This window comes from Bradyrhizobium sp. NC92 (genome assembly GCF_025200865.1).
GTDB lineage: Bacteria > Pseudomonadota > Alphaproteobacteria > Rhizobiales > Xanthobacteraceae > Bradyrhizobium.
In genome coordinates this window covers 680,839-700,496 of sequence record NZ_CP104171.1, presented here as the reverse complement: position 1 = coordinate 700,496, position 19,658 = coordinate 680,839, and the positions used below count along the sequence as shown (strand labels likewise).

The following is a 19,658-nucleotide window of genomic DNA, read 5'->3' as shown; positions in this document are numbered from 1 at the left end:
AAACAAGCAACAAAAAACGGGAAGAAACACCATGAGCAATCCTGATCTCGTGATCCGCGGCGGCAATGTCGCGGACGGAAGCGGCGGCGAGCTGTTCGAGGCCGACGTCGCCATCACCGGTGGCAGGATCAGCGAAGTCGGGAAGGTCTCCGCGAAAGGCCGCGAAGAGATCGACGCGCGCGGCAAGCTGGTGACGCCGGGCTTTGTCGATGTGCACACCCATTACGACGGGCAGGTCACCTGGAGCCAGGACATCACGCCGTCGTCGCAGAACGGCGTCACCACTGCGATCATGGGCAATTGCGGCGTCGGCTTTGCGCCGTGCAAGCCTGCCGACCACACCCGCCTGATCCAGCTGATGGAGGGCGTCGAGGACATTCCTGAGCCGGTGCTGAGTGCCGGCATTCCCTGGGCCTGGGAGAGCTTTCCGGACTACATGAACTGGCTCGGCAAGCGCGATTTCGACATCGACGTCGGCGCGCAGCTGCCGCATGCCGCGCTGCGCGTCTATGTCATGGGCGAGCGCGGCGCACGCCGCGATCCCTCGACGCCTGAGGACAACGCGGCGATGGCGAAGCTCGCGGGCGAGGCCGTGCGCGCGGGCGCGCTCGGCTTCTCGACCTCGCGCACGCTCAACCACCGCACCTCGACCGGCGATTTCACGCCGACCCTGAAGGCCGGCGAGGACGAGCTCACCGCGATTGCCGGCGCGATGCACCGGCAGGGGCGCAGCGTGCTGCAATTCGTGCTCGACCTCTCCACCATCCACGAAGACCTGCCGATGATGCTGCGGGTGGCGGACAGCACAAAATGCCCGATCTCGTTCTCGATCACGCAGAACGACAAGGCGCCAAACCGCTGGCGCCAGACGCTGGACGAGATCAATGCAGCGGCCAGACGCGGCCTCTCCATCACCGCGCAGATCGCGGCCCGGCCCGTCGGCCTCCTGCTCGGGCTCGAGCTTTCGCGCAATCCGTTCCAGACCCATCCGAGCTACAAGGCGATCGCGCACCTGCCGTTGAAGGAGCGGCTGATGCAGCTGCGTCAAGCCGACATGCGCAAGGCGATCCTGAGCGAGACGGCGACTGCGACCGACGATCCGCTGTTCTTCCGGCCCAACTACGACAAGATGTTTTTGCTCGGCGATCCCCCCGACTACGAGCAGCCGCCGGAGAACGCGCTGGGGCCGCGGGCGCGCCAGCAGGGAAGGCAGCCGGAGGAGCTCGCGTACGAGGCCATGCTGTCGGACGACGGGCGCGGCATGCTCTACGTGCCGTTCCTGAACTATTCCGATGGCAATCTCGATGCGACGCGCGAGATGCTGCTCGATCCGCAATCGGTGCCGGGCCTCTCCGACGGCGGCGCGCATTGCGGCATCATCTGCGATGCCAGCTTTCCGACCTATCTCTTGACGCACTGGACGCGTGACCGCACGCGCGGCGAGAAGCTGTCGATCCCGTTCGTGGTCGCCGCGCAGTCGCGCAAGACCGCGCTCTCGGTCGGCCTCACCGACCGCGGGCTCATTGCTCCCGGCTATAAAGCCGACGTCAACGTGATCGACTACGACCGGCTGCATCTGCATCCGCCGAAGGTGCATTACGACCTGCCGGTCGGCGGTCGGCGGCTGTTGCAGGATGTCGACGGCTATGAGGCGACGATCGTCTCGGGCGTGGTGACGCGGCGGCACGGCGAAGCCACCGGGCGGCGGCCGGGCAAGCTGATTCGTGGCGCGCAGGAGATGGCGAGCTAGCGAGGCGACCGCTTACCCTCCCCTGGAGGGGGAGGGTCGGCTCATATGGAGCGCAGCGACATGTGAGACGGGGTGGGGTGACAGTCTCTCCACCGATACGGTGCCCGAGCGGAGAGATCACCCCACCCCGCGCGCGCTTTGCGCGATCGACCCTCCCCCTCCAGGGGAGGGTAAGAAAGAGCGCGCCTCCCCTTACGTCGGCGACACCGCGCCCTTCAGCGCTGTGCCCTGCGGCGCCGCACCACGCGTCAGCCTGGCCTTCTCCGTGTTCGGCCACAGCAGCAGCAGGCCGATGACGCCGGAGCCAATCATGACCGCCGCGTTGATGGTGAAGCCGGTCAGGTAGCCGTCGAGCATGGTGCCGGCGCGCTGGATCACGGTGCCCATCACGCTCGGCGCGATGATCCCTGAGAGCGTGTAAAGCGCGCCGTAGATCGCGATCACCGCGCCGCGCTGCGAGGCCGGGGTGAACTCGCCGAGCATCGGCGGGCAGACCACGTAGATCGCACCGCACAGGCCGGAGCCGACGACGAGCAGCGCGATCTGCAGGCCGGCGCCCTCGACATGCGCCATCGCGGTGAGGATCAGGCCGCCAATGATCAGCGGCACCGAGCCGAGCACGCCGCGCGAGATGCGCGTGGTGTAGCCGCGCGCCATCATCACCTGCGAGATCCAGCCGGTGAGGATGACGATGGTGGCGCCGAACACCCAGGGCAGGATCGAGATGAAGCCGGCCTGGCTCTGCGAGAAGCCGAGCCCCTTGACGATGAAGGGCGTGAACCAGGTGAGGCCGAGCGACAGCGCCCAATAGGCGCCGAAGGTCGCGATCACGCAGCCGAGGAAGGTGCGCGAGGTCAGCAGCTGCACGTACGGAATCTTCGGCTCGGTGGCGGCCAGGACCTCGGTATCCTCCAGCGGGCCTTCCTTGCCGAGCGCGAGCCAGGCCGCGACCCAGATCAGGCCGACGATTCCGAGCGCGCCGAAGGCGTAGTGCCAGGAATGGTTGACGATGATCCAGTTCAGCGCCGGCACCGCGAGGATGACGCCGAAGGCCGAGCCCTGCGACAGGATCGCGGTCGGCAGCGTGCGCTTCTCGTCGGGGAACCATTTGTAGATCGCGTGCGCGGCGACCGAGAAGGCCGGGCCTTCGCCGGCCCCCAGCACGATGCGGCAGATCAGAAGCGTGGTGAAGGATACCGTGCCGACCATCGGGAACTGCGCCACCGCCCAGATCACCGCCAGCGTCAACAGCACCCAGCGCGTCGGCACCTTGTTGACGATGAAGCCAACCACGATGGCCGAGATCGAGAACAGGAAGAAGAACGAGGACCCGAGCAGGCCGAACTGCTCGGCGCTGAGCTTCATGTCGGTCATGATCGGCACGCCGGCGAGACCGACGACGATCTTGTCCGCGAAGTTCACCACCATGAAGAGAAAGAGGAGAAATGTAACGGTCCAGGCGCCCTGTGGCGTCTTGGTCGTTCTAGCCGCCACATTCGGCGTTCCCTGAGCGCTCATCATTCTCCCCGCATGTCTTTTTCGGCACTTTTTTGATTTGGCCGTCTTGGAAGCTAACAGCGGCTTCAGGGCCAACGCAACCCCGGCATTTCCGCATCAGGTGTGCTACGCAGCATTCTTACCTCTCCCCGTCGGGGAGAGGTCGATTTGCGTAGCAAATCGGGTGAGGGGCCTTGGGCTCTCAAGAGACCGAAACCCCTCACCCGCGCCTACGGCGCGACCTCTCCCTATGGGAGAGGTGGAAGAGAAGTGGCAGGCCCGTGCTGAGCATCCGAAACCTCTCAAAGACCTTCTCCTCGGCGGGCGAGCCCGTCCACGTTCTGCGCGGCGTCGACCTTGACCTCGGGGCTGGCGAGCGCGTCGCACTGACCGGTGAATCCGGCAGCGGCAAGAGCACGCTGCTGCACCTGATCGCCGGCCTCGATGCCGCCGATGGCGGCTCGATCCGTCTGAGCGACATCGAGGTCACCAAGCTCTCGGACGCGGGACGGGCCGGCTTGCGGCGCGATCGCATTGGCCTGGTTTTTCAGCAATTCAACCTGATCCCGAGCCTCTCCGTCGCGGACAATCTCGCCTTCCAGGCCCGGATTGCCGGCCGGCATGATGCGGCCTGGACCAAGGAGCTTGTCGAGCGGCTCGGACTCGGCAGCCTGCTCAAGCGTTATCCAGAGCAAATATCCGGCGGCCAGCAGCAGCGGGTCGCGATCGGCCGGGCGCTGGCGACAAAGCCGTCGCTGCTGCTGGCGGACGAGCCGACCGGCAATCTCGACGAAGCCACTGCCGAGGAGGTGCTGGCATTGGCGCGCGATCTCGTCTCGCGCACCGGCTGCGGCTTCCTGATGGTGACGCACAGCCTGCATCTCGCCGCCACGCTCGACCGTCATCTCACGTTGCATGCAGGGCGCATTTCATGAGGCGCGCGCTCTGGGTCCTTGCCGTGCTGCTCAGCCATTGGCGGCGCCACAAGATGCAATTCGCGACGCTGCTCATCGGATTGATCGCTGCAACCGCGCTGTGGAGCGGGGTGCAGGCCATCAATCAGCAGGCCCGCAATGCCTATGACCGCGCCGCGGCGACATTCGGCGGCGTGCGCACGGCGATGCTGGCCGCTCCCAATGCGGCGACTTTCCCGCAGGAGCTGTTCGTAAAGCTCCGCCGCGCCGGCTGGCCGGTGTCGCCGGTGCTGGAGGGACGTGTCCAGATCAACGGGCATTCGGTGCGGCTGCTCGGCATCGAGCCGGTCACGCTGCCGGTCGACGTCGGCAATGCGCCGCGCCTGGGTGCCACGGATCTCAGCAGCTTCGTTGCTCCGCCCGGCCAGACATTGGTGGCCCGGGAGACGCTGCGGGACTTGCAGCAAGCAGAAGGCACGGCCCCGGCGATCAGCAGCGGCGCAAAGCTGCCGCCGTTGCGCGTCATGCCGCACCTCGCACCCGGTGTGCTCGTGGTCGATATCGGCGTGGCACAGCGGCTGCTGAGCAAGCCCGACCAGGTCTCGCGGCTGCTGGTCGGCAAGCCGAAGGGCAAGCCGGCACCGCTCGCGAGCGTCGTCGGCGAGCAGTTGCAGCTGATAGAGCCGAATGCGGAGACGGAGCTGGAGCGTCTCACCGACAGTTTTCATCTCAACCTCACCGCCTTCGGTCTGCTGTCGTTCTTCGTCGGCCTGTTCATCGTCAATTCTGCCGTGGGCCTTGCTTTCGAGCAGCGGCTGCCGATGCTGCGCACCTTGCGCGCCTGTGGCGCCTCGGCGCGACTGGTCAATACGGTGCTGGTGATCGAGCTGGTTGCACTGGCGCTGGCCGCAGGCCTGATCGGGCTCGCTTGCGGCTATTTCATCGCAGCCGCCCTGCTGCCCGATGTCGCGGCCTCGCTGCGCGGGCTCTATGGCGCGCAGATCCCGGGGCAGCTCAGCCTGCGAGGCGAATGGTGGCTCGCCGGCATCGGCATCAGCGTTGCGGGCGCGCTCGTGAGCCTGATCAAGGCGATCAGGATGCCGGTGCTGGCGACGGCGCAGCCGGGCGCCTGGCAGCAGCGGCAACGCCGCTGGCTGATCCTGCAGAGCTGTGCGGCCTGCGCCGTGTTCGCCGTCGCGCTGATGCTGCTCCACTACGGGCAATCGCTGATCGCAGGGTTCGGCGTGCTGGCCGCGCTGATGTTCGGTGCGGCACTGATCCTGCCGGCCTTCCTCGACATCATCCTGCTCGTGGGTCAGCGCCTCGCGCGCGGCCCGCTCGCGCTGTGGTTCTGGGCGGACAGCCGGCAGCAGCTTTCCGGATTGTCGCTGGCGCTGATGGCGCTGCTGCTCGCGCTTGCCGTCAATGTCGGGGTCTCCACCATGGTCGAGACCTTCAGCCGCACCTTCATCGGCTGGCTCAACGGGCGGCTTGCGGCCGACGTCTACGTCAGCGCCTCCGACAATGCGCAGGGTGTCGCGATCCGCAACTGGCTGAAGAATCGCAGCGATGTTCAGGCGATCCTCTCGGGCGGACGCGCCGAAGCGCAGGTTCAGGGCCAGCCGGTGGAGCTGCTCGGCCTGCCCGATCACGCGCTCTATCGCGAGCGCTGGCCGCTGCTCGAGACCGCGCCGCGCGCCTGGACTCGGCTGGTGCCGGGCAATGCCGCCTTCATCAGCGAGCAATTGAGCCGCCGGCTGAACGTGCAGATCGGCGACGTCGTCGAGGTGCCGGCGCCGGGCGGGAGCTGGGAGCTCGACATCGTCGGCATCTATGCCGATTACGGCAACCCCAAGGGGCAGCTCACGGTGAACGTCGCCGCACTGCTCCGGCAGTTTCCGCAGACGCCGCAGACGCGGATCGGCCTGATCGTCGCGAGAGAGAATATCCCCGCCCTGATCGCGGCCTTGCAGAAGCAGTTCGGGCTCGACGACCGCAGCGTCGCCGACCAGGCGACGGTGAAGGCGGAATCGATCCGCATCTTCAACCGCACCTTTGCGGTGACGTCGGCGCTGAACGCCTTCACGCTCGGCGTCGCCGGCATCGCCTTGCTCACGAGCCTGCTGACGCTGGCGAACTCCCGACTGCCGCAGCTTGCGCCGCTGTGGGCGATCGGCCTGACGCGGCCGCGGCTTGCCGCGATCGAGCTGACCAAGACGCTCTCGGTCGCGCTGTTCACGGCGCTGCTGGCCGTGCCGCTCGGCCTTCTGGTCGCGTGGTGCCTGATTGCAATCGTGAACGTGAAAGCATTCGGCTGGCGGTTGCCGTTCCACGTCTTCCCGTTGCAGCTGGTGGAGCTGGTCGCGGTGGCGCTCTTCGCCTCGCTGCTTGCGGCGCTGCTGCCGATGGTCCGGCTGGCGCGGATGCAGCCGGCGAATCTCGTCAAGGTGTTTGCCAATGAGCGCTGAAGCAATCACACGGCGCGCCTTCGCCGGCGGTATCGCTGCGCTGGCGCTCGCACGCCGCGCGGCCGCGCAGGGCTATGCCGGGCTCGGCGAGACAGCGGACGGCTTTGCGAAGGTGACGCCGGGAAGGACGTTCGCCTTTCCGGCCGACCACGGACCGCATCCAGAGTTTCGTATCGAGTGGTGGTATCTCACGGCAAACCTCGTCGACGCGAGCGGCGCTCCTTGCGGCCTGCAATGGACGCTGTTCCGCCAGGCTTCGCAGCCGGGTCCGCAAGGCGAAGGCTGGGCCAATCAGCAGGTGTGGATGGCGCATGCGGCGGTGACGCGCGCCGACACCCACCGCTTCTCTGAGACGTTTTCACGCGGTGGCGTCGGGCAAGCCGGCGTGACGGCAAAACCGTTCGATGCCTGGATCGACGATTGGGAGATGAAGGGCCTCGAGCGCACCGACGATCGCACCTTGGCGCCGCTGTCGCTGAAGGCGTCCAGCACCGATTTCAGCTACGCACTGACGCTCGAGGCCGATCGTCCGGTCGTATTGCAGGGTGATGGCGGCTACAGCCGCAAGTCGGAGCGCGGGCAGGCTTCGTACTACTACAGCCAGCCGTTCTACCGTGCCCGCGGCACGCTCAGCATCGACGACAAGCCGGTCGATGTCTCGGGCCAGGCCTGGATGGACCGGGAATGGAGCAGCCAGCCGCTCGACGCCGACCAGACCGGCTGGGACTGGTTGTCACTGCATCTGTCATCCGGCGACAAGCTGATGCTGTACCGGCTGCGGCAGAAGGACGGTAAGGATTATCCGTTCGGCAATTGGATCAGCGCCAGCGGCGAGACGCAGATGATTGCAGGGAACGACATCCAGATGATGCCGAAGGCGACGGCGGAAGTCGCGGGACGCAAGCTGCCGGTGCAATGGGAGATCGCGATACCGTCGCGATCGTTCGCGATCCTGTGCAAGCCGCTCAATCCCAAAGCCTGGATGGGGACCGGCTTCTCGTACTGGGAAGGGCCAATCAGCTTTGCCGGCACGCATGACGGCGTTGGCTATCTCGAGCTGACCGGCTATTGAAGCGCGGCTTCTCTTCAAGGGGTTTCGCGATGTATCATCTCACCGCGCTCGTCACACTGCTGGCGATCGCATTTTATTTCTTCACCGCCATCAACGTCTCACGCTCGCGCACCAAGACCGGCGTCAAAGTGCCTGCGATGGCGGGCCATCCGGATTTCGAGCGGGCCTTCCGCATCCAGATGAACACGCTGGAATGGATGCCGATTGTCCTGCCCGCGCTCTGGCTGTTCGCGATCTATATCAGCGACGCCATCGCGGCGGGGATCGGCGCGATCTGGATCATCGGCCGTATCGTCTATTTCGTCGGCTATTCGCAAGCAGCGGCCAAGCGCGGCACGGGCTTCGCGATCCAGGCGCTCGCCGCCATGGCGCTGTGGGTCGGGGCGCTGGGGGCGGTGGTGTTGCGGTTGGTGAAGTGAAGCCTTGCATCATACGAGCGTCGTGTCCCGGGCGCGCTGCAGCGCGTCCGGGACACGAGAGCCTCACTTCGTAAGCGGGCAGCCGCTTTCCTTGGCGGTGAAGAAGGCCTTGTCACCGGGGACGGTGGCGAGCAGCTTGTAATAGTCCCAGGGCTTCTTCGACTCCGAGGGCTTCTTGACCTCGAACAGATACATGTCGTGGACCATGCGGCCGTTCTCGAGCACCTTGCCGCCCTGCGCGAAGTCGTCGTCGACCGGCAGCTCCTTCAGCTTCTTGGCGACGGCATCCGGATCCTTGGTGCCGGCGGCCTTGACGGCTTTCAGGTAGCTCAGCGTCGCCGAATAGGTGCCGGCGTGGATCATGCTCGGCATCCGGCCGGTGCGCTTGAGGAAGCGCTCGCCGAGATGGCGCGTCTTGTCGTTGAGATCCCAGTAATAGCCCTCGGTCAGCACCAGACCTTGCGCGGCCTGAAGGCCGAGGCCGTTGACTTCGGCGAGCGTCATCAGGAGGCCGGCGAGCTTCTGGCCACTGGCGACGATGCCGAATTCGGACGCCTGCTTGATCGAGTTGGTGGTGTCGAGGCCGGCATTGGCGAGGCCGACGATCTTCGCCTTCGAGCTCTGCGCCTGCAGAAGAAACGAGGAGAAGTCCGAGGAGTTGAGCGGCACGCGCACCGAGCCGACCACCTTGCCGCCATTGGCGGTGACGATCTCGCTGGTGTCCTTCTCCAGCGCGTAGCCGAAGGCGTAGTCCGCGGTGAGGAAGAACCAGGTGTCGCCACCGGCCTTGGTCAGCGCACCGCCGGTGCCGACGCCGAGCGCGCGGGTGTCGTAGGCCCAGTGAAAGCCATAGGGCTGGCAGGCATCGCCCGTCAGCCGCGAGGTCGCGGCGCCGACGACGATGTCGATCTTCTTCTTTTCCTTGGAGAGTTCATGGATCGCGAGCGCGACCGAGGAGGTCGTCAGCTCCGTGATCATGTCGACATTCTCGACGTCGTACCAGCGCCGCGCGATCGAGCTGGCCAGATCCGGCTTGTTCTGGTGGTCGGCAGTGACGAGCTCGATCTTCTGGCCGAGCACCTCGCCGCCGAAATCCTCGATCGCCATCTTGGCCGCTTCGACCGACCATTTGCCGCCGTAATCGGCATAGACGCCGGACTGGTCGTTGAGGATGCCGATCTTGACGCCTTGCGCGGATGCGGGAACCGCAATCAAGAGGGCCGAGGCCGCTGCGGCCCAAAGTGCTGATTTCATATGTTTATCTCCAGCATTCTTCTGTGAAATCGCGCGGATGATAGTGAAGAACCCCGCGTGCGCCCATCCATTTCATATTGGTCGTTAGTATGGGATTCTGCACGCTCCGTCGTCCCGGGGCGCGCGTAGCGCGAGCCCGGGACCCATAACCACAGGATCGAGTTGGACGAAGACTCGGAGTTACCGCTTCGCCCAACGCTTTCTCCCTGGGGTTATGGGTCCCCGCCTTCGCGGGGACGACGGCGGAGAGTGAGGATAAGCCTTTGGCCACCACTTGCACTTAAGGGGCCACCACCTCCGGCTTCTTATCGCGCCGTCCTTCCGCCAGGTTCCGCACCACGACGTAGAAGATCGGCGTGAACAGAAGGCCGAACAGGGTGACGCCGATCATGCCGAAGAACACGGCGACGCCGACGGCCTGGCGCATCTCCGAGCCGGAGCCGGTCGAGATCACCAGCGGCAGCACGCCGAGGATGAAGGCGAAGGAGGTCATCAGGATCGGCCGCAAGCGCAAGCGGCAGGCGTCGATGACGGCCTCCAGCCGCGGCTTGCCTTCGTTCTCGATGTCGCGCGCGAACTCGACGATCAGGATCGCGTTCTTCGCCGCCAGTCCCACCAGCACCACGAAGCCGATCTGGGTGAGGATGTTGACGTCCTGGCCCATGATGCGCACCCCGATGGTGGCGGCTAGCAGGCACATCGGCACGATCAGAATCACCGCGAACGGCAGCGTCCAGCTGCCATATTGCGCGGCGAGCACGAGATAGACGAACAGCACGCAAATCGGGAACACGTAGAGACCGGCATTGCCGCCGGTAATCTGCTGATAGGACAGGTCGGTCCATTCGAAGGTGAAGCCGCTCGGCAAGGTGTCGTTCGCGAGCTGCTTGATGGCGTTGAGCGCGGTGGTCGAGCTGGTGCCCGGCGCCGGCTCACCCTGGAGCTCGGAGGCTGCGTAGAGATTGTAGCGCGCGACGCGGTCGGGTCCCGAGACGTCCTTGAACTCGACGACGCTGCCGAGCATCACCATGTCGCCGGACGCATTGCGCGTGCGCAGGCGCGCAAGGTCGCTCGGCTCTTTTCGGTACGGGAAGTCGGCCTGCGCGGTGACGTGATAGGTGCGGCCGAACAGGTTGAAGTCGTTGACATAGGTCGATCCGAAATAGGTCTGAATCGTCTCGTTGATGTTGGAGATCGGCACGCCCAGCTTCTGCGCCTTGGTGCGGTCGATATCGACGAAGAGCTGCGGCGTGTTGGCCGTGAACGGCGAGAACACTGCGGGGCCGAGCAGCAAGGGCGATTTGCGCGCGGCGGCGACAAGCTCGTCGGTGGCCGCAGCGAGCATTTCAGGCCCGCGGCCCTGGCGGTCCTGGATGCGGATGGCAAAGCCGCCGCCGGTGCCGATGCCGGGCACGGCCGGCGGCGGAATCACGATGATGAAGGCGCCCTGGATCGCGGACAGCCGCTTGCGCAGCTCGGCCGTAATGGCGGTGGCGGACAGGCCCTTCTTCAGCCGCACCTCCGGCTCGTCGAACACAGGGAATAGCGCCGCCGCATTGCCGGCCTGCGTGCGGGTGGCGCCGGAGAAACCGGCAAAGGCAGCGACGCGAACGATGCCCGGCGTATCCAGCGAGATCCGCTCGATCTCGCGCACGACCTCGGTGGTGCGCGCCAGCGACGCCGCGCCCGGCAATTGCACCGATATGATGACGTAGCCGCGATCCTGCGTCGGGATGAAGCCCTGCGGCGTGGTCGCGATCAGCCAGCCGGCGCTGCCGATCAGCACGACGTAGAACAGCAGCATCACCACCGAATGCCGGATCACGAAATTGGCGAGGCCGGCATAGCCATGCGAGAGCCGGTCGAACAGACGGTTGAACACGCCTGTGAACGCATTCCAGCCGCGCGCAATGACATTCCAGCTCGCCGGCGGCCGCTTCTCCTCATGCGGCGTGAGGATCTGCGAGGCCAGCGCGGGCGAGAGCGTCAGCGAGCAGAAGCAGGAGATCGCGGTCGCGACCGCGATGGTGACGGCGAACTGCTGGAAGAATTGCCCGGAAATGCCGCCGAGGAACGCGGTCGGCACGAACACCGCGCATAGCACCAGCGCAATCGAGACCAGCGCGCCGCCGACCTCCTCCATCGTCTTCAGCGCGGCATCGCGACGACTGAGGCCGTGCTCGAGATGGCGCTCGACATTCTCGACCACGACGATGGCGTCATCGACCACGATGCCGACGGCGAGGACGAGGCCGAACAGCGTGAGATTGTTGATGGAGAAGCCGAGCGCCGCCATCACCGCGAAGGTGCCGACCAGCGACACCGGGATCGCGATGATCGGAATGATCGCGGGCCGCCAGCCCTGCAGGAACACCAGCACGACCACGACCACGAGCAGCATGGCCTCGTAGATGGTCTTGATCAGCTCGTGGACCGACTGGGCGATGAACTCGGTCGGATTGTAGCCGATATTGTAGTCGAGGCCCTTGGGAAAGCTCTCCTTGAGCCTCGTCATGGTGTCTGAGATGTTTTTTGCGGTCGCGAGCGCGTTCGAGCCCGGCCGCTGCGTCACCAGCATGGCCACCGCCGACTTGCGCAGCAGGAAGCTGTTGGTGGAATAGGCCAGCGCCCCGAGCTCGATGCGGGCGACGTCGCGCAAGCGAACGACGCGGCCGTCGGAGCCTGCCTTGATCAGGATGTCCTCGAACTGCTTCTGGTCCTTCAACCGCCCGGTGAAGGTGAGGTTGGGCTGGAAGGCGCGGTCGACGATCGGCGGCTCGGCAATCTGGCCACCGGCGATCTGCACGTTCTGGGCGCGGATCGCCGCCAGCACCTCGGCCGACGTCAGGCCGAGATTGGCGATCCGGTCAGGGTCGAGCCACAGCCGCATCGAATAGTCGCGCGCGCCGAAAATCTGGATGTCGCCGACGCCGTCGATGCGCAAGAGCTGGTCGCGGACCTGCAGCAGGGCGTAGTTCGAGATGTAGAGCTGGTCGAACGTGTCGTCGGGCGACAGCATGAACACGACCATCAGGATGTCGGGCGAGTTCTTGCGCGTGGTGACGCCGTTGCGCTGGACTTCTTCAGGGAGCCGCGGCTGCGCGATGGCGACGCGGTTCTGCACCAGCACTTGCGCCTTATCGAGATCGGTGCCCAGCTTGAAGGTGACGGTGATGGTGAGCTGGCCGTTCGAGGTGGCCTGGCTGTAGAGGTACAGCATGTCCTCGACGCCGTTGATCTCCTGCTCGATGGGAGCTGCGACCGTGTCGGACACGGTCTGCGCCGAGGCGCCGGGATATTGCGTGGTGACGACGACGGTCGGCGGCACCACTTGCGGATATTCGGAGACCGGCAGCGTCGTGTAGGCGAGCGCGCCGACGATCAGGAGCACGATCGACAGCACCATCGCGAGGATGGGCTGGTTGATGGAGAGACGGCCGAGATTCATGGCTTGCCACCGGCTGGGGCTTGCGCGGTCTGGGGAGCGACCTTGGCGCCGACGCGGGCGCGCTGGATGCCGTTGACGATGACGCGGTCGTCGGCCTTCAGCCCGTCACGGATCACACGCAGGCCGTCGTCGAGTGGTCCGAGCACCACGGGGCGTGCCTCGACCGTGTCGTCAGGCTTGACCACGAAGATGATCTTGCGGGACTGGTCGGTCGCGATCGCAACGTCCGGAATCAGCAGCGCCTCGTAGGGCGCGCTGCCGATCAGGCGGACGCGGCCGAACTGGCCGGGCAGGATCGACAGATCGGTGTTCTTGACCACCGCGCGGCTGCGCAGCGTGCCGGTCGAGACGTCCAGCCGATTGTCGAGGAAATTGACGGTGCCCTCGTGCGACGGCTTGGTCTCGCCGGCGAGAGTCACTTGCACCGGGTTCGCCGTATCGCGCGAGCTTGGCCGCCGCCCCTCGAACCACAGCTTGCTGTATTTGATGAACGTGGCCTCATCCATGTCGAAATAGATGTAGATCGGATCGAGCGCGACGATCGACGTGAGCAGCGTCGAGGTGCCGGTGTCGCTGCCCTGCACGAGATTGCCGGGGCTGACGAGATGGCGGCTGACGCGGCCGGTCAGCGGCGCAGCCACATGCGTGAACTCGATGTTGAGCTTGGCAGCCTTCAGCGCGCCTTCGGCCTGCATCTCGGCGGCGTGCGCGGCCTGCAGGGCCTGGCGGCGCTGGTCGACGACCTGCTCGGACACGGCGCTGGTCTGCACCAGATTGAGACCACGATCGAGCTCGCGCTTGGCAAGCTCCACTCTTGCCCGTGCGTCGGACAGCTGGCCCTCCGCCTGAGTGGCCACCGCCTCGAACGGGCGCGGATCGATCACGTAGAGCAGATCACCCTGGCGCACGATGGCGCCGTCCTGAAACTCGACCGAGTTGACGAAACCGCCGACCCGCGGTCGCACCTGGACCTCCTCCACCGCCTCAAAGCGGCCGGTGAACTCGTCCCAATCGGTGACCGTGCGCTTGACCGGCTGGGCGACCGTCACCGGCGGCGGTGGCGGGGCCGCAGCCTGCGATGCCGGCTTGTCGCAGCCGGACAGGGCGAATGCCGCGGCGAGAAGCCCGGCGATTGCGCTGACCTGAACGAAATCGTGCTTTTTGATCAACTGCCTGCTTCCGTCCGGTCCGCTCATCCCCAGGTCCTCGCATCCAAGCCGCAGGAAATGCAGGGTACGCCTCTACCTGCGGGCGTCACAAGATGGGCAGCAAAGATGAACTCTTCAAGACCGATGCGCGTGCAATGCTTCGAACGATGCCCTGACCGGATGACGGGTTGACAGGGAGAGAGACGATGCCGTGCAAGGCCGTCGAGGCTGGCCAGACCCTGCCGTGAAGGACCGGGCTCTCGGACTTGCGAGCTTTTCCCGCGGCCATCCATCGAGATGCCCGCTTCAGGCGGGCGCGTCATGAGAGAGAGCTACTTCCGCAGCCTGGCCTTGGCGCCGGCGACGATCTGCATGGCGACGCCGGCAATCCAGCCGACCAAGACGAGCCAGGTCCAGGCCAAGTGCGGATCGAGCCGGAGCACGATCACGGCGACCGAGGCAAAGGCGGTGAGCGTGGCGCAGAGCGTGCCGGCTGCGCTCATGAGCTCGGCGGCATCGATCTGGCTGTGCGCATCGTCGAAAGGCATCTGCGGCGTGTCGATGCCGAGATAGAAGCCGATGCCGCCGAGCAGCATCATCAGCAGCAGGAAGCCCTGCGTGGTGAGAGTGGGGATCGCCGAGCCGACATAGGCGCCGACGAACAATCCGCACGCGGCCCCCGCCATGGCAAGACCGACGCGCTCGAACACATGGGCGGTTTTACGAACACGAAAATGCATGGCCAGCCTCCGCGAGGCGTTGAGTGTGAGAGGTTAGGCCAGTTTTGCGGTGGGTGGAAGGCGAGGAGTTTTACGGATGCGTGACGGGGGTGAGAGCGAGCGCAACACACTCAGCAATCGTCCCGGACAAGCGCGCGGAGCGGAGCGCAGATCCGGGACGACAGCGGAGCTTATAGCGCCGTCATCGCACCACACTCGCCCTCACCGCGCCCCGAACGTGGTCTTGCCGAACAGCGCCTTCTGCGTCGAGGGCTGCGAGCGCCAATATTGCGGCGGCGCCTCGACCATTCCGCCGAGCTCGGCGGCGGCGTGCCAGCCCCAGCGCGGATCGTAGAGCAGGCCGCGGGCAATCGCGACCATGTCGGCCTTGCCCGATGCGACGATCTCCTCCGCGTGCTTCGGCTCGGTGATGAGGCCGACGGCGATGGTGGGCAGGCCGGTCTCGCGCTTGATCGCCTCTGCAAACTGCACCTGATAACCGGGACCGAGCGGGATTTTCTGCAGCGGCGAGACGCCGCCGGAGGACGCATCGATCCAGTCGACGCCGCGCGCCTTCAGCGCGTTCGCGAATTCGATGGTTTGCGCCAGATCCCAGCCGCCCTCGACCCAGTCGGTCGAGGACACCCGTATACCGACCGGCTTGTCAGCGGGGAACGCGGCGCGCACCGCGTCGAACACCTCCAGCGGAAAGCGCATGCGGTTCTCGAGGCTGCCGCCATATTCATCGGTGCGCTTGTTGGAGATCGGCGAAAGGAATTGATGAATCAGATAGCCATGCGCGCCATGGACCTCGATAGCGTCGATGCCGAGCCGCGCGGCGCGCTTGGTCGAATCGACGAAGGCCTCGCGGATGCGCTTCAGGCCCACCGCATCCAGTGCCAGCGGGGCGGCCTCGCCCTCCTTGTGCGGCACCGCCGACGGCGCCACCGTCCGCCAGCCGCCCTGCCCTTCCGGAATCAATTGGCCGCCGTCCCAGGGGCGCGCGCTCGAAGCCTTGCGGCCGGCATGGGCGAGCTGCATCGCGATCGCGGTGGAGGAATGCTTGCGCACCGAATTGAGGATCTGATGCAGCGCGGCCTCGCAGGCATCGCTGTAGAGCCCGAGGCACCCCGGTGTGATGCGGCCGATCGCCTCGACATGCGTCGCCTCGATGCAGAACATCGCCGCGCCCGACAGGCTGAGATTGTTGATGTGGGTGAAGTGCCAGTCCGTGGCGACGCCGTCCTCGGCCGAATATTGGCACATCGGCGACACCACGAGGCGGTTCTTCAAGGTCAGGCCGCGCAGCTTGATCGGGGAAAACAGGGCGCTCATGCGGGGAGTTCCGGAGGATGGAGGATGATGATGGGAGTGTAGTGAGGGACGCGCGGATTGCTAGTTGCGCGGCGGGAATGGCGGGTACCCACAGCGTGCATTTCCGCAATGCCGGTTTGACGCGAGCCGGACTTCCCATCGTCATTGCGAGCGCAGCGAAGCAATCCAGTCTGCCGCCCCGGAAAGATTCTGGATTGCTTCGCTGCGCTCGCAATGACGGGAGAGAGACTACCCTACTCCGCCAGCGTGAATTGCAGCAGCAGGGTTCGCTGCAGCATCGAGAAATTGTCGTCGGAGATCAGGGTCAGCACCGTCTCCCCCTCGGCCGTGACGTGGGCGTCGATGCCTTCCATGTTGTCGATCTCGTGGCCGAGATCGGCGGCGAACAGCGCGGGGCCATCGACCAGCGCACCGGGCGCGATTGCTTTCAGCGGGATCGCGCGGATGCGGATGTTGACGCCGGTGAACCAGGAGAATTTGCGTTCGAGGATGAGCAGTTCGCCGGAGGGCAGCAGCACGGCATCGCTGATGTCGTATTTCTCGGTGCGCCGCACGCTGAACTGGCCGGGCGTGGGACCGCCGATCAGGAAGGCGATGAGGTTGCCATCGGCATCGAGCCCGCGCTCGGAGAAGGCGATCAGGGTGCCGGCGAGCGGCAAGTTCTGGTCTTTGCCCTTGGGCACGACGACCATCGCCTCCAGCCCCTTGTTGGAGGGCAGCTTGCGCAAGGCCGGTGGGACGGCGATCATCTCGCCGCGGGCGCGGGTGCCGCCCTTGGCAAAATCGTAGCGCAGGATCTGGTTGACGCGCTCGAGCCCGACATAGACGAGGCTGCCGTCGCGCGCGATCGATTCCGAATCCCACCAGAGGTGCTTTTCCGTGATCGGCCACCCTTCGGCGCCGAGCAGCGGCGCGGCCTCGACGTCGGCAAGGCCGACCATGTCGCGGCCGGAATAGCGGATGCTGCCGGTGAACCAGCCGCCCTGGTCGGAGATCGCGAGGAAACGCTCGCCCTTGCCGTCGAGGAAGCGGAGGCCTGACAGGCCGCCGAAGCCGCGATAGGGCGAGGTCAGCACCAGGCCGCTGCGATAGTCCAGCGAGCCGAAGCGCGTGCGCGTGCGGTCGCGCGGCTCGAAATTGGGAATGCTGCGCGCGTTGACCTCGACGCTGACGGGCGCCGCGACGGCGTGCTCGACCTGAAGCGGGCGCGGTGGCGGCTCGGTCGCGGCTTGCGCCTGCGCGAACCTGGAGACTGCGAATGTGGAGAATCCCGCCGCGGCGTGCCTGAGAAAGCTGCGGCGGGATGCAATCGTGCTCACGAATGCAATTTGCGTCGCGGGCGACCGGCCGCTTGCGTGGGCGCCGTGTTGGTCTCGCTGAAGAGCTCGGCGAGCTTTTCGGTGATCGCGCCGCCGAGCTCCTCGGCGTCCACGATCGTCACGGCGCGGCGATAATAGCGCGTCACGTCATGGCCGATGCCGATCGCGATCAGCTCGACCGGCGAGCGGGTCTCGATCTCCTCGATGATATGGCGCAGATGCCGCTCGAGGTAGTTGCCGGGATTGACCGACAGCGTGGAATCGTCGACCGGCGCGCCGTCCGAGATCATCATCAGGATCTTGCGCTGCTCGGGCCGGCCGAGCAGGCGCTTGTGCGCCCAGTCCAGCGCCTCGCCGTCGATGTTCTCCTTCAGCAGCCCCTCGCGCATCATCAAGCCAAGGTTTTTGCGCGCACGACGCCAGGGAGCATCGGCCGACTTGTAGATGATGTGACGGAGATCGTTGAGGCGGCCGGGATTGGCCGGCTTGCCGGCGGCAAGCCACGCCTCGCGCGATTGCCCGCCCTTCCAGGCCCGCGTGGTGAAGCCCAAAATCTCGACCTTGACGCCGCAACGCTCCAGCGTGCGCGCGAGGATGTCGGCGCAGGTCGCCGCGACCGTGATCGGGCGGCCGCGCATCGAGCCGGAATTGTCGAGCAGCAGCGTCACCACGGTGTCGCGGAAGGTCGCCTCCTTCTCGTGCATGAAGGACAGCGGATGATAGGGATCGGTGACGACGCGCGACAGGCGCGCAGGGTCGAGGATGCCCTCTTCGAGGTCGAACTCCCAGGCGCGGTTCTGCTGCGCCATCAGGCGGCGCTGCAGCCGGTTGGCGAGACGGGCGACGATGCCTTGCAGATGTGCGAGCTGCTTGTCGAGATAGGCGCGCAGCCGCTCCAGCTCGTCATGGTCGCAGAGATCTTCGGCGGCGATGACCTCGTCGAATTTCGGCGCGAAGGCGTGATATTCCGGCCCGCGCGGCTCGTTCCTGCCGTGCTGGTTCGGGCGCGTCGCCTCGCCCGGCGTCTCGTCGTCGCCGAGCTCGCCGTCGTCGAAGGTGTCGGAGGTCGAGGCCTGCGCGCTTTCCATCGCGCTCTCGCTCATCTCCTCGGATGTTGCCTGCGCCTGGTCGGCGCTCATCTCCTGCGCGGCATCGGAATCGGGCGAGCCCTCGGCGCCGGACTGGTCATTGTCGCCGTCCTGGTTCTCCTCGTTCTCGTCGTTGTCCTCGCTGTCGGCGTTGCGCTCGTCGCCGAGCTCGAGCGCGGACAACAGATCATGCACGGCATCGCCGAACTTGGTCTGATCCTCGAGCACGCCGTCGAGCCGGTCGAGCCGCCTGCCGATCTTGTCTTCGAGGATCGGCCGCCAGAGGTCGACCATCTTCTTGGCCGCCGTCGGCGGCGCCATGCCGGTGAGGCGCTCGCGCACCAGCATCGCCAGCGCGTCCGCCAGCGGCGCGTCGGCGCGGTCGGTGATCTCGTCGAACTTGCCGCGGTGGAAATGGTCGTCGAGCATCGCGGTGAGGTTCTTGGCAACGCCCGCCATGCGGCGCGCGCCGATCGCCTCGACGCGGGCCTGTTCCACCGCCTCGAACACGCCGCGCGCCTGCGGATTGCCGGGCATCAGCTTGCGATGAACCTTGGGATCGTGACAGGCGATCTTGAGCGCGATGGAATCGGCGTGGCCGCGCACGATGGCGGCGTCACGCTTGGTCATCTTGCGCGCCGGCTCCGGAAGCCGCGCCTTGCCGGGCGCCAGGCCCGGCCGCTCGGCGGCGAAGGAGACATCGAGCTCGGGCGATTTCGCGATCGCCTTGAGACAGGAAGCGACCGAGCGCTTGAACGGCTCGGTCGGCGCTTCCTTGTTGTTGCGGAATTTGGAGTTGGATGATGATGTGCTCATAGCGACTTCGTAAACGAATGGCGCGTCACGCCGCCGGGATAGCCGTCGATGGTGCCGAATTCCTGATACCCGCAAGAACGATAGAAGCCCGGCGCCTGGAAACTCATCGTATCGACATGGGCCCGGATCGCGCCGAGCCGTCTTGCCTCGTCCTCGATCGCCGCGATCAGCTTCGTGCCGTGACCCTTGCCGCGCTGCTTCTGGTCGATCCAGAAATACTGGATGAACAGAACCGTGGACCAGAGTTGCCCGACGATGCCGCCGACGATCTTGCGGCCGTCCTTCAGCGAAACCGCGATGCTCTTGACCTTCTGCTTCCCAAACTTCTCGTCGTTGTAAGCGCCGAGACCGGCGAGCACAGCCTTCTTGGTGGTACCAATGGTGCGCTCGACGGTGATGGTTTGCATGGGG

General features: G+C 65.9%; 14 protein-coding genes. 5 read left to right on the top strand and 9 right to left on the bottom strand.

The genetic code is table 11. The annotated features are described in order from the left end of the window. Positions 1-31 precede the first annotated feature (31 nt). Positions 32-1,750: an amidohydrolase family protein gene (locus N2602_RS03245; RefSeq protein ID WP_212258893.1), complete on the top strand. Its 1,719-nt coding sequence runs from the start codon at positions 32-34 to the stop codon at positions 1,748-1,750. Positions 1,751-1,942: 192 nt separating this feature from the next. Here N2602_RS03245 and N2602_RS03240 read toward each other — a convergent pair whose 3' ends face one another. Further along, positions 1,943-3,268, bottom strand: a complete 1,326-nt coding sequence (locus tag N2602_RS03240; RefSeq protein WP_212258895.1) for an MFS transporter — start codon at positions 3,266-3,268, stop codon at positions 1,943-1,945. Positions 3,269-3,528: 260 nt separating this feature from the next. Between N2602_RS03240 and N2602_RS03235 the strand changes: the two genes are divergently transcribed. From N2602_RS03235 to N2602_RS03220, 4 genes are read left to right on the top strand one after another with little or no spacing between them, the layout of a single operon-like run. Continuing rightward, a complete protein-coding gene (locus N2602_RS03235) occupies positions 3,529-4,182 on the top strand; it encodes an ABC transporter ATP-binding protein (RefSeq protein WP_260381741.1) in 654 nt (217 codons plus the stop codon). Continuing rightward, the gene (locus tag N2602_RS03230) at positions 4,179-6,629 is read left to right on the top strand and encodes an FtsX-like permease family protein (RefSeq protein ID WP_260381740.1); all 2,451 of its coding nucleotides are present in this window, start codon (positions 4,179-4,181) and stop codon (positions 6,627-6,629) included. Before N2602_RS03235 ends, N2602_RS03230 begins: the two co-directional genes overlap by 4 nt. Then, positions 6,619-7,701 (top strand): lipocalin-like domain-containing protein, encoded by a 1,083-nt coding sequence (locus N2602_RS03225; protein ID WP_260381739.1) that lies wholly within the window; start codon positions 6,619-6,621, stop codon positions 7,699-7,701. Before N2602_RS03230 ends, N2602_RS03225 begins: the two co-directional genes overlap by 11 nt. 29 nt (positions 7,702-7,730) lie before the next feature. Then, positions 7,731-8,120 carry an MAPEG family protein gene (locus tag N2602_RS03220; protein ID WP_212258902.1) on the top strand — a complete coding sequence of 130 codons (390 nt, stop codon included), beginning with the start codon at positions 7,731-7,733 and terminating at the stop codon, positions 8,118-8,120. 63 nt (positions 8,121-8,183) lie between these two features. On the opposite strand, the gene N2602_RS03215 is transcribed toward N2602_RS03220, so the two are convergent. The 8 genes from N2602_RS03215 to N2602_RS03180 all read right to left on the bottom strand — a co-directional run bounded on the left by N2602_RS03215 (position 8,184) and on the right by N2602_RS03180 (position 19,654). Next, complete coding sequence (locus tag N2602_RS03215) at positions 8,184-9,374, bottom strand: ABC transporter substrate-binding protein (RefSeq protein WP_172786557.1); 1,191 nt, start codon at positions 9,372-9,374, stop codon at positions 8,184-8,186. 280 nt (positions 9,375-9,654) lie between these two features. Further along, the gene (locus N2602_RS03210; protein ID WP_260381738.1) at positions 9,655-12,822 is read right to left on the bottom strand and encodes an efflux RND transporter permease subunit; all 3,168 of its coding nucleotides are present in this window, start codon (positions 12,820-12,822) and stop codon (positions 9,655-9,657) included. Beyond that, complete coding sequence (locus tag N2602_RS03205) at positions 12,819-14,018, bottom strand: efflux RND transporter periplasmic adaptor subunit (RefSeq protein WP_172786555.1); 1,200 nt, start codon at positions 14,016-14,018, stop codon at positions 12,819-12,821. The genes N2602_RS03210 and N2602_RS03205 overlap by 4 nt, the downstream gene beginning before the upstream one ends. Before the next feature lie 284 nt (positions 14,019-14,302). Beyond that, the gene (locus N2602_RS03200; protein WP_260381737.1) at positions 14,303-14,710 is read right to left on the bottom strand and encodes a hypothetical protein; all 408 of its coding nucleotides are present in this window, start codon (positions 14,708-14,710) and stop codon (positions 14,303-14,305) included. Positions 14,711-14,911: 201 nt separating this feature from the next. After that, positions 14,912-16,024 carry an NADH:flavin oxidoreductase/NADH oxidase gene (locus N2602_RS03195; RefSeq protein WP_260381736.1) on the bottom strand — a complete coding sequence of 371 codons (1,113 nt, stop codon included), beginning with the start codon at positions 16,022-16,024 and terminating at the stop codon, positions 14,912-14,914. Between the two features lie 233 nt (positions 16,025-16,257). Beyond that, on the bottom strand, positions 16,258-17,343 hold the full coding sequence (locus N2602_RS03190) for an esterase-like activity of phytase family protein (protein WP_260381735.1): 1,086 nt from the start codon (positions 17,341-17,343) through the stop codon (positions 16,258-16,260). After that, positions 17,340-19,247 carry a cobaltochelatase subunit CobT gene (gene cobT, locus N2602_RS03185; protein WP_172786551.1) on the bottom strand — a complete coding sequence of 636 codons (1,908 nt, stop codon included), beginning with the start codon at positions 19,245-19,247 and terminating at the stop codon, positions 17,340-17,342. The genes N2602_RS03190 and cobT overlap by 4 nt, the downstream gene beginning before the upstream one ends. Beyond that, entirely contained in the window at positions 19,244-19,654 is a 411-nt protein-coding gene (locus tag N2602_RS03180) for a GNAT family N-acetyltransferase (protein WP_260381734.1), read from the bottom strand. The genes cobT and N2602_RS03180 overlap by 4 nt, the downstream gene beginning before the upstream one ends. Between the last annotated feature and the right edge of the window lie 4 nt (positions 19,655-19,658).